The sequence below is a fragment of the Micromonospora sp. KC721 genome, from assembly GCF_004348355.1.
In the GTDB taxonomy this organism is placed as follows: domain Bacteria; phylum Actinomycetota; class Actinomycetes; order Mycobacteriales; family Micromonosporaceae; genus Micromonospora.
In genome coordinates, this window is sequence record NZ_SMJY01000224.1 from 1 (window position 1) to 9,176 (window position 9,176).

Consider the following 9,176-nt stretch of genomic DNA (forward strand, 5'->3'; position numbering starts at 1 on the left):
GGCTGGGCCCGGCGTCCGCCCGGGCGAGGCGGGCGGTGGGTCGCCAGGGTCGACCCCGGCGACCCCGGCGACCCCGGCGACGACCGCCACGGCGCCGAGCAGCACCACCGCCACCCCGGCCACGACGAGCGGCAGCGTCCGGTTGCGCGGCGTGGGCTGCGGCCGGGGCACCACGACCGGCAGTAGCCGGGACGGGTCGGGATCACCGACCCGGTACACCCCCTCGGCCTCGGCGTACCCCGCCGGTCCGGGACCGGTCTCAGGGTGCGGATCGGGGCGCGGCTCCGCCGGCCACGGGTCGCCGGAGGACTCGGAGGGGTACGCGACGGGGCCGCCCTCGTGGGGCAGCCGCTGACCGGGCACCGTCGGCGGGTACGTCTGGTCGGCCGGAGCCGCCGGCCAGGCCGGCGGGTCGGGCGGCCCTTCCTCGGGCGACGCGGTACGCGCGGCGGGCACCACCGGCGTCGGATCCCGCGGTGGCCGGTCGTCGTCGCAGACGTGCTCCGGATCGGCGGCCGACCGGGCCAGCGTGGTCACCTGCCGGGCGAGCGGGTCCGCGGAGTCCAGGTGCTGGCGGGCCAGGTCGCGGGCGAGCGCGAGGGTGTCCTGGGCCTCGGAGAACCGGCCGCAGTCGCGCTGCATCGCCCCGAGCCGGGCGAGCATCTTGATGCCGCTGGGGTGCCCGTCGCCGTAGACCTCGCGGTGCAGCTCCCAGGCGTCCTGTAGGCGTTCCCGGGCCTGGCCGCACTGGCCCCGGGCATACTCCACGGTGGCCAGGTCGGCGTGGGCGGCCAGCACCCGCAGTGACTCGGGCCCGTCGTGGGCGGTCAGTTCGAGAATCACCTCGGAGTAGAGCCGGGCGGCCCGGGCGTCGCTGCCGACCCTGTGCAGCACCGCGGCCAGGGTGGCCGCCGCGGCGATGGTCCGCTCGTCGGAGCGGCCGTGCAGCCGGGTGGATGCCGCGTACGCGAAGGCGGCCCAGCCGCGCGCGGAGTGCGGCTCGCCGAGCGCGACCAGCACCCGGGCCTGGAGGCCGGCGGCGTCGGCCAGTTCGGGCGAGGCATGGTCGGGGCGGGGGTCGACCTCGGCCAGCGCGTCGGCGAGCAACCGCTGGGCGCCGGCGAGGTCACCGGCGGACACCAACTGCTGCGCCTGGAGGATCAGTTCACCGAAGCCGGAGGACACGCCTCATCGTGCTGGTCCGGCCACGGTATGTACAAGCCTCACCGGCCGCAAGTTGGTCAAGAACCGGTCAGGTGGGCGACCAGGGTCTCGCTGATCCGGCGCAGCTGGTCGACCTGGGCGGGACTGAGCGCGTCGAAGAGGTGGCGGCGGACGCCCTCGACGTGACCGGGCGCGGCGGCGGCGAGGGTGGCGAAGCCCGCGTCGGTGAGTACGGCGATCTGGCCGCGCCGGTCGGTGGGGCACTCCTCGCGCCGGATCCACCCGGCGGCCTCCAGCCGGGCGGCGGCGTGCGAGAGCCGGCTGCGCGACGAGCCGCTGCTCTCGGCCAGCTCGCTCATCCGGAGCCGCCGCTGCGGGGCCTCGGAGAGGCGGACCAGGATCTCGTAGTAGGCGTGGGGCATCCCGGCGTCGCGTTGCAGCTCGCGGTCGAGGGTCTCCATCAGGGCCCGCGAGGCGGTCAGGAAGGACCGCCAGGTCTGCTGCTCGTCGGGGTTCAGCCAGCGGGTCATGCCGACCATCATACCGGCGTTGTTGAACGCTCAACCAAACCGCGCTACGGTGGGGGCATGGGAATCCACCGCCTCAACCACGCCGTCCTCTACGTCGCTGACCTGGCCCGCAGCGTCGCCTTCTACCGCGACGTCCTGGGCTTCCGCCCGGTTCCGATGACCCCCGACGGGTTCCGCGGTGCCGCCTTCCTCCAGGCGCCCGACTCCACCAACGACCACGACCTCGGCCTGTTCGAGATCGGCGCCGCCGCCGGCTCCAGCCAGGCCGGGCGCGCCACCGTCGGCCTCTACCACCTCGCCTGGGAACTGGACACCCTGGACGAGTTGGCCCACACCGCACAGCGGCTGGCCGCCGCCGACGCCCTGGTCGGCACCGCCGACCACGGGACCACCAAGAGCCTCTACGGCCGCGACCCCGACGGGCTGGAATTCGAGATCGTCTGGATCGTCCCGGCCCACCTGCTCGACGACGCCGCGCTGACCGCCCGCAGGCGGATCGGCCGGCTCGACATCGACCGCGAGCGGCAGCGCTACGGCGGCCAGACCCGCGGCGGGGTGGGGATCTCCGTCCCGGCCTGAGCACCCGTACGGTAGAACGGCAGGATGTCCACCGATGCCGCCCTGCGCGAGCTGCTCGTCCGACAACTCGACCACTGGCTGCCCGGGGCGCTGCACCGCTCCCGGCGGGCCACCCTCGCCCTCGGGTACGCCGGGGACCCCGGCACCGCGGAGGCGGCCCTGCGGGTGGTGGCGGAGTTCGCCGACCAGCTCCGGGGCCGACGGCTGACCGTTCTGGTGCTGGCCGGCGGCGGGCCCGACCTGCCCGCCCGGCTCGGCCCGGTCGAGGCCACCCTGCCGGCCGACGTGGCCGTGCACGTGGTGCCCGGCGACCCGTCCCGGCTGCCGGTCGCGCTCAAGGCCGCCGGTGCGGCCGGAGCCCCGCTGCTGACCGTCGCCGACGGGGCCGACCCCGCCCCGGCGATGCTGGCCGCCGCGGTGACCGGCCGCCCGGCCGAACTGCTGCTCACCGCCGAGGCGCCGACCGCCTTCCGCGCCGCGCTGACGACCGCCGGCTTCCGCCTGACCGCCGAGGCGGAACTGGTCCCCGCCGACGGCTCACCGGCCCGGACGGTCGCCTTCGGCACCAACCTGGACAACAGCCTGGCGGCGTTCAAGGACGCGCTCTGGGAGGTCGACGAGAGCGTCGCGGTGCGCTACCGCGACCCCGCCGGCGCACCGCTGGACCTCGTACCGCACCCCGACCCGGAGCTGCTGCGTCGGGAACTGCTGGCCGAACTGAACCGCGGGGGTCCGCGCACGGTCACCGAGCTGCGCCGGCACACCACCCTCGCCACCGCCCACCGGGCCGCCGACACCGTCGCGGCGCTCACCGATCTGCTGCGCACCGGCACGGTGCGCCGCGACCCAGTCGACGGGCGGCTCGGCGGCGACGTGGTGATCAGTGCCGCGACCGGGCGGTGACCACCCGGGCGCGGACCGGCCGAACGGGGGTGCCGGTGAACCACCGGCACCCCCGTTCGACGCTGGACCTCACGCCCGGGACTTGTCCTGCTTCCAGGACAGCGGCCCCGGCAGGTCGACGCGGTGCGCCCGGGCCCGCGAGTTCCAGGACCAGCGGCCAATCCTGATGCTCCACGAGGAGAACCCGTTCTCGGTGAAGTTCAGGATGATCGGCCCGTACTTCTTGCGCTTGCGGAACATCAGGCCCATCGTCGGGCTCCCTTCGGCTCCCCTGCCGTCCCGGCGTCGCTTACTGCCGTGCCGGCGTCGCGGTCTGTCGTCTCCGAGCTTGAGATGCCCGGATCGAGGAAACCCGAAACCCGCTGCCGTCCCCGGTGGACGGTGCCACGGTCAGCCGCCGACGCGGCCTGCCGTCGGGCGGCACCTCTCGCAGCGGCCGGCTGGCCGGCCCGGTCAGGCGCGGTCGACGGCGAGGACGCGGGTGACGCTGCCGTCGTCCTCGGTGACGTCGCGTTGATGCGTGAAACCGAGCTTGCCGAGCAGCGCGAGTGAGGCGTGGTTCTGCTCCGCCACGGTCGCCCAGACCCGGGGCAGGCCGAGGGTGTCGAAGCCGTACCGGAGCAGGGCCCGAGCCAGCTCGCTGCCGAGACCCTCGCCCCAGGCCGGCTTCACCAGCGCGTACACGATCTCGTGGCCGTCGACCTCGTCGGTGTGCTTGACCTCGGCGTGCCCGACGTACCGGCCGTCGCGGCGGACCGCCCAGACGTCGAAGAGGTCCTCCGCGTACACCTTGCTGAACAACCGCTCGAACAGGGCGGCGGCATCGCTCGGGGTGAGCGGGCCGTCGCCCATGAACCGAGCCACCTCCGGATCGGACAGCAGAGCGATCGAGTCCGCCGCGTCGTCCGGCCGGTACGGCTCCAGTAACAGTCGGTCGGTACGCAGGACGGGCGTGGGCATCAGCGTGGCTCCCAGGATCGGACAGACCGGTCAACTCGTAATCATGCCCGCCCGATCGGCTCGGCCGGGGACCGTGGCCGCACGATCCGCCCGTGGCGGCTGGGCGTGGGCCGCCCGGAACGCGCCGGGGCTCATCCCGACCTCCCGGGTGAAGAAGCGACCGAAGTTGGTCGGCTCGGGGAAACCGAGCCGACGACCGATCCGGGCCACCGGCTCGCCGGTGGCGGCGAGCAGCCGGCTGGCCTGCAACGCCACCCGTTCGTCAACCACCTGCTTCGCGCTGCGCCCGGTCACCGCCAGGCAGGCCCGGGTGAGGGTACGCACGGAGCAGCCCAGCTGCGCCGCGTAGTCCTCCACCCGGCGGGTGTGCTGGTAGCCGCGCTCGATCTCGCGGCACAGCCGATGGAAGGTGGCCACCTCGGCCCGGTGCGCGTCGTTGCCGACGCCGGTCGGGACCGGCAGCAGCGACAGCCGCAGCAGCAGGACAGCGAGCTGGTGCCGGAGCAGGGCTTGACCGACCGGGTCGTCCCGGTGTCGGCGGACGTCCACCGACAGCTGGCTCACCTCGTTGATCACCGCGTCCTCGTCCTCACCGGTGAGCTGGTGGTGGGCGGGCACCGACGTGGTGTCGACGTCCAGCCCACGCAGCGCCCCGTCGCTCCACCGCACCACCGTCGCGGCGAGGCCGGAGGCGCAGCGCAACACCTGGCCCGGCTCGGCCCGCAGCAGCGTGCCGGGCCGGCAGGGCAGGGCGCGGAAATCCAGCTCGGCGATCCCGTGGCCGCCGGTGACCAGGAGCAGCAGGTCGGTGTCGAGCAGGATCGGGCGGCGCCAGACAGGCTCGGGCGCGAGGTCGGCGAGGTCGAGCAGGTCGATCTCGGGCAGGTCGGAACGGGTTGCCGGGGAGAGCTGACCGGAAGAGACCATCACCAGCGACCGTAGCCCCAGCGAGCCGGCCTCGCATCCCGGCGACGGGACCCCGCCGCGGGGGTTGTCCGGGTGCCGGGGTCGGGTTACGTTACCGGGCGGTAGGCTCCGAGCGGCGATGGGATGGGCATGACGGATCTGTTCTCGGTCGCCGGCAAGACGGTCCTGGTCACGGGCGGGTCCCGGGGAATCGGCCTGATGATCGCCCGGGGTTTCGTGCAGGCCGGCGCACACGTGATCATCTCGTCCCGCAAGGCCGACGTCTGCCAGAAGGTGGCGGAGGAACTCTCCGCCCAGGGGCGGTGCGAGGCCATCCCCGCCGACCTCGGCCACGACGGGGGCGCCGAGGGGTTGGCCGCAGCGGTACGGGAGCGCATCGACCGGCTCGACGTGTTGGTCAACAACGCCGGCGCCAGCTGGGGTGCGCCGCTTGAGGCGTATCCGGAGGCCGCGTTCGACAAGCTCTGGGCGGTGAACGTCAAGGCCGTCTTCCGGCTCACCACGGCGCTGCTGCCGGCGTTGCGCGCCGCGGCCAGCGCCGACGACCCGGCCCGCGTCATCACCATCGGCTCGGTCGACGGTCTGCGTGTGCCGGTCATGGAGGTGTACGCGTACAGCGCCACGAAGGCGGCCGTGCACATGCTCACCCGCAGCCTCGCCCACCAACTCGCCGACGAACACATCACGGTCAACGCGATCGCGCCCGGCCCGTTCGAGAGCAGGATGATGGCCTTCGCCCTGGACGACCCGGCCTCGCGGGCAGCGGTCGCGAAGCAGGTGCCGCTGGGGCGGATCGGCCGGCCGGAGGACATGGCCGGCACGGCAATCTACCTGTCGTCGCGGGCCGGCGCGTATTTGACCGGCGCGGTGATCCCGGTCGACGGGGGCATCACCACCCACGGCTGAGGTCGTACCCGGTGCCGGGCAGCCGGAGCCGCGCGGACTCGGCAGATCCGCGCGGCTCCGATCGGGTGGTTCAGCGGCCGGCGAGCAGCCGGTTCACCGCGGTGTCGACGTCGAGGTGCTCGGCCTCCCGGCCGCGCGGGACGACGACGTAGGTCCGCCGCAGGAAACGCACCAGCACGCTGCGCGGAACCTCGAACAGGGCGTTGCCGTCCGGCGACGACAGCGCCAGCGCGACGAAGTCCCCGCGCGGGGTGGCCCAGGGCCAGACCCGCACGTCGCCGATGCCGGCCGGCTCGTCGAGGCCGGTGACCAGCAACTCGCGGGCGAAGGACCAGCTGACGGCCTCACCGCCGGCCGACTCGGCGTGGAACAGGACATGGACCGCATACGGGTCAGCAGGGTCGTAACGCAGACTGGCGCGCACCGGCAATGCGGTGGCGTCAGGCGCGACGAGCCTTAGCGACGTCTCGACCTCGACGGTCGTTGGTCGAATCACACTCATGGACGATCTCCCCCCGGCACCGCTGCGGAACGCGCGTGTCCCGCTTTTCCCATACTCAGGTGCTACCTCTGGCTACGCACCGCCATACGCTGACTTCACCCAGTGGTGGGAAGGGGGTGGGAAACGCCGCGAGAACATGAAGGTTCTTGTACGATTCCGGCTCTGCCCGTGCGTCATCCCGTCCGAAGTCGGGTGGTTCAGTCGTCGACTTACTCCGGTAACGTCCAGTGGTCTGCGCAAGTGACGGGCCCGGGCGACACTGGGGGTGCAAATGGTCACGAACCGTTCCTCGGTGGATGTCCCGGCCACGACCGGCTCGCCGGAAGTAGGGGCCCGAGCAGCCGAAAGGCGGGGGAGTGAAGTGTCCATGGAGCAACCCGAATCCGACCCTCGGGCAGCATCGTCCGACCGCCGGGCCGCCGGCCCCACCGGTACGGCCGTGGCCGAGCGTTCCCGTTCCGGCTGGCGCTTCCGGGCACGCATCACCCTCGATCTGATCCGCGCCAACCCCACCGGCCGGGTCGCCCTCAAGGTCGCCGTCGCCGTCGCCGGCGCACTCGTGGTCACCCTGGGCATCGCCCTCATCCCGCTGCCCGGTCCCGGCTGGCTGATCGTGATCGCCGGTCTGGCCATCTGGGCCGTGGAGTTCCACTGGGCGCGACGACTGCTCACCTTCACCCGCCGGCATGTGCACAACTGGACGCGGTGGGCGGCGTCTCAGTCGCTGCCGGTGCGGTTCGTCCTCGGCTCCGTCGGTCTCGTCTTCGTGGCGGCCGTGGTGTGGCTGTCGCTCAAGTACAGCCTCGGCATCGACCTGGTGGCGCAACTGCAGCACCACCTGGCGAAGCGTTGACCAGCCGCTGATCGACGTGCCGGCGGCGCGCGGACCCCGGGTTTTTGGTCCAGCCCCTCGATCCGGTAGAGTCAACGGCGCTGAGGGCGATTAGCTCAGCGGGAGAGCGCTTCGTTCACACCGAAGAGGTCACTGGTTCGATCCCAGTATCGCCCACCATCGAAGCAACACAGAAAAGGCACCCTCCGATGAGGGTGCCTTTTGCTGATTCCATCGTCAGTCGTCGTTGGGCGTCAGCGGATCGTCAGCGAACGCCTCGCGGATGCGTTGATCCCGCCCGTCAGACCGGTGCGTGTAGAGGTTCAACGTGGTCGACGGCTTCTCGTGGCCCATCACCGCCTGGACGTCGTTGACGGGGACGCCACGGGAGACCAGCTCGGTGGCGTAGGAGTGCCGCAGGTCGTGGAAGCGCAGACCGCCCGGCGCCATCTTCGCCACGTGGGCAACCGCGTCCCGTTCGGTGGTGAACTCGGCTGACCATTCGACGCCCTCGGAGTCGACCCAGGCCGCCCGCCACTTGAAGTGGCCCAGGCGGTCCACGCTCCCGAGAAGTCCGGCGCGGACCAGGGACGGTCGCCAGACGCGAGCCCGGAACAACGTCCGACGCAGCGGACCAGCGGACGAGTTGGTGAACACCTCACCGCGGGGACCAGCGGGGAACGCCTCACGATGGGCTGTCAGGAGGTCGACGGCGAAGTCTGGCACCGGGACCGTACGCCGACCAGCCCGCGACTTCGGATAGGGCTTGATCGTGACCGTGCCCGCCACCTCGACGGCGACCCGGATCACCTGGACCGTCTTCGCAGTCAGGTCGATCGATTCCCAGCGAAGCCCGGTGCATTCACCCCACCGCAGCCCGGTACCGCCGGCCAGGGCGACCAGTGCGCGGTACCGATCGGGAACAGCCGGCAGGAGTCGAGCGACCAGATCCGCGCGGGACAGTACGTGCCCGTCGGTGGCCTTCTTCCGCCGCGACGGCACCTTGACGCCCTCGCACGGATTTGTGCCGATGAGGCGATCACGAACAGCCGCGCGGAGGACGGCTGACAGCAGCCGGTAGCACTCGGCCACGGTGGCGGGGGAGCGGCGGGTGCCGAGGTCCGTCACCCAGGACTGCACGGCGAGGTGGTCGATGCGGGACAGGGGCACGTCCGACCAGCGCGGCAGGACGTGGGTTCGCAGGATCGAGGCGTCCCGTGCCCTCGTGGTCAGCTCGTCGTTGCGGGACTCCCGCCACCGTTCCGCGAACTTCCTAAACAGCAGACGACCGGCGTGTGGGTCGACGTATCCACCTCGAACGATCGCGGTTTCCGTCTCGGCCAGGAACGCCGCGGCCTGGCGCCGGGTCGGAAACGTCTTGGCCTTCTGTCGGCCGCTTGCGTCACGCCAGTTGGCGCGGAAGGTGCCCGCTGGCGTCTTGACGATGTGTCCCATCAGGCCCACCCCTCCGAAGCACGGTTGTCCTGCTCGGTGGTCTCGTTGAGCCAGTCGTGGAAGCGCTTCTTGGGGATGACCCAGCGTCCGCCGAGCTTGCGGGCGGGTATTTCGCCTTCGCGGACCAGGGCGTAGGTGCTGCCCAGGGAGAGGGAGAGCAGTCGGGCGACCTCGCGGACGGAGTAGACGGCCCGGCTGTCCGCAGCGCGGAGTGTGCGGGTGGGCGCGTCGGCGGTGCGGGTGCTGTGGAGCGGGGTGACGGTGGCGCGTTGCATGGTTCCTCCGGATCAGTGGGTGGCGGTTTGGTCGACGGCGGTCGGGGCGGTGGTGGCGGCGCGATCTCTCGCGGCCAGAAGCGCGGCCTTCCACTGCGCGCGTTGGGACAGGGCGCGCAGGAGTCGGTGTTGCAGGGGTGGGA

12 protein-coding genes and 1 tRNA gene are annotated in these 9,176 nt (G+C 72.4%); 5 read left to right on the forward strand and 8 right to left on the reverse strand.

The features are described 5' to 3' along the window. Both E1182_RS26555 and E1182_RS26560 read right to left on the reverse strand, forming a co-directional pair. The coding region (locus tag E1182_RS26555; protein WP_132270288.1) for a tetratricopeptide repeat protein at positions 1–1,185 on the reverse strand (1,185 nt) is incomplete at its 3' end. Between the two features lie 56 nt (positions 1,186–1,241). Continuing rightward, positions 1,242–1,703 carry a MarR family winged helix-turn-helix transcriptional regulator gene (locus E1182_RS26560; RefSeq protein WP_132270307.1) on the reverse strand — a complete coding sequence of 154 codons (462 nt, stop codon included), beginning with the start codon at positions 1,701–1,703 and terminating at the stop codon, positions 1,242–1,244. A 48-nt stretch (positions 1,704–1,751) separates the two neighbouring features. Here E1182_RS26560 and E1182_RS26565 point away from each other — a divergent pair, with 48 nt between their 5' ends. Beyond that, the gene (locus tag E1182_RS26565) at positions 1,752–2,273 is read left to right on the forward strand and encodes a VOC family protein (RefSeq protein ID WP_132270291.1); all 522 of its coding nucleotides are present in this window, start codon (positions 1,752–1,754) and stop codon (positions 2,271–2,273) included. A 24-nt stretch (positions 2,274–2,297) separates the two neighbouring features. Continuing rightward, entirely contained in the window at positions 2,298–3,176 is an 879-nt protein-coding gene (locus E1182_RS26570; RefSeq protein WP_132270293.1) for a hypothetical protein, read from the forward strand. Between the two features lie 69 nt (positions 3,177–3,245). Here E1182_RS26570 and E1182_RS26575 read toward each other — a convergent pair whose 3' ends face one another. The 3 genes from E1182_RS26575 to E1182_RS26585 all read right to left on the reverse strand — a co-directional run bounded on the left by E1182_RS26575 (position 3,246) and on the right by E1182_RS26585 (position 5,063). Beyond that, a complete protein-coding gene (locus E1182_RS26575; protein WP_132180879.1) occupies positions 3,246–3,425 on the reverse strand; it encodes a DUF4236 domain-containing protein in 180 nt (59 codons plus the stop codon). Between the two features lie 204 nt (positions 3,426–3,629). Continuing rightward, positions 3,630–4,136: a GNAT family N-acetyltransferase gene (locus E1182_RS26580; protein ID WP_132270296.1), complete on the reverse strand. Its 507-nt coding sequence runs from the start codon at positions 4,134–4,136 to the stop codon at positions 3,630–3,632. Between the two features lie 30 nt (positions 4,137–4,166). Next, the gene (locus tag E1182_RS26585; RefSeq protein ID WP_207921526.1) at positions 4,167–5,063 is read right to left on the reverse strand and encodes a helix-turn-helix transcriptional regulator; all 897 of its coding nucleotides are present in this window, start codon (positions 5,061–5,063) and stop codon (positions 4,167–4,169) included. Positions 5,064–5,192: 129 nt separating this feature from the next. Between E1182_RS26585 and E1182_RS26590 the strand changes: the two genes are divergently transcribed. Then, positions 5,193–5,969, forward strand: a complete 777-nt coding sequence (locus E1182_RS26590) for an SDR family oxidoreductase (protein ID WP_132270298.1) — start codon at positions 5,193–5,195, stop codon at positions 5,967–5,969. Positions 5,970–6,039: 70 nt separating this feature from the next. On the opposite strand, the gene E1182_RS26595 is transcribed toward E1182_RS26590, so the two are convergent. Beyond that, the gene (locus tag E1182_RS26595; protein WP_007457244.1) at positions 6,040–6,471 is read right to left on the reverse strand and encodes an SsgA family sporulation/cell division regulator; all 432 of its coding nucleotides are present in this window, start codon (positions 6,469–6,471) and stop codon (positions 6,040–6,042) included. A gap of 271 nt (positions 6,472–6,742) precedes the next feature. Between E1182_RS26595 and E1182_RS26600 the strand changes: the two genes are divergently transcribed. Both E1182_RS26600 and E1182_RS26605 read left to right on the forward strand, forming a co-directional pair. Continuing rightward, the gene (locus tag E1182_RS26600) at positions 6,743–7,324 is read left to right on the forward strand and encodes a TIGR02611 family protein (protein ID WP_371687606.1); all 582 of its coding nucleotides are present in this window, start codon (positions 6,743–6,745) and stop codon (positions 7,322–7,324) included. Positions 7,325–7,408: 84 nt separating this feature from the next. After that, positions 7,409–7,483: transfer RNA gene (locus tag E1182_RS26605), tRNA-Val, on the forward strand. A 57-nt stretch (positions 7,484–7,540) separates the two neighbouring features. Here the strand turns inward: E1182_RS26605 and E1182_RS26610 are convergent. Together E1182_RS26610 and E1182_RS26615 are read right to left on the reverse strand one after the other, a co-directional pair. Further along, positions 7,541–8,758 carry a site-specific integrase gene (locus tag E1182_RS26610; protein ID WP_132270303.1) on the reverse strand — a complete coding sequence of 406 codons (1,218 nt, stop codon included), beginning with the start codon at positions 8,756–8,758 and terminating at the stop codon, positions 7,541–7,543. Beyond that, positions 8,758–9,033, reverse strand: coding sequence for a helix-turn-helix domain-containing protein (locus E1182_RS26615; protein WP_132270305.1), 276 nt, complete (start codon positions 9,031–9,033; stop codon positions 8,758–8,760). The genes E1182_RS26610 and E1182_RS26615 overlap by 1 nt, the downstream gene beginning before the upstream one ends. Positions 9,034–9,176: the final 143 nt, after the last annotated feature.

Coding starts and splice junctions, on each gene's coding strand:
- E1182_RS26570 (WP_132270293.1), top strand. CDS start 2,298: ATGTCCACCGATGCCGCCCTGCGCGAGCTGCTCGTCCGACAACTCGAC.
- E1182_RS26585 (WP_207921526.1), bottom strand. CDS start 5,063: ATGGTCTCTTCCGGTCAGCTCTCCCCGGCAACCCGTTCCGACCTGCCC.
- E1182_RS26600 (WP_371687606.1), top strand. CDS start 6,743: ATGGTCACGAACCGTTCCTCGGTGGATGTCCCGGCCACGACCGGCTCG.
- E1182_RS26580 (WP_132270296.1), bottom strand. CDS start 4,136: ATGCCCACGCCCGTCCTGCGTACCGACCGACTGTTACTGGAGCCGTAC.
- E1182_RS26610 (WP_132270303.1), bottom strand. CDS start 8,758: ATGGGACACATCGTCAAGACGCCAGCGGGCACCTTCCGCGCCAACTGG.
- E1182_RS26565 (WP_132270291.1), top strand. CDS start 1,752: ATGGGAATCCACCGCCTCAACCACGCCGTCCTCTACGTCGCTGACCTG.
- E1182_RS26595 (WP_007457244.1), bottom strand. CDS start 6,471: ATGAGTGTGATTCGACCAACGACCGTCGAGGTCGAGACGTCGCTAAGG.
- E1182_RS26615 (WP_132270305.1), bottom strand. CDS start 9,033: ATGCAACGCGCCACCGTCACCCCGCTCCACAGCACCCGCACCGCCGAC.
- E1182_RS26560 (WP_132270307.1), bottom strand. CDS start 1,703: ATGGTCGGCATGACCCGCTGGCTGAACCCCGACGAGCAGCAGACCTGG.
- E1182_RS26590 (WP_132270298.1), top strand. CDS start 5,193: ATGACGGATCTGTTCTCGGTCGCCGGCAAGACGGTCCTGGTCACGGGC.
- E1182_RS26575 (WP_132180879.1), bottom strand. CDS start 3,425: ATGGGCCTGATGTTCCGCAAGCGCAAGAAGTACGGGCCGATCATCCTG.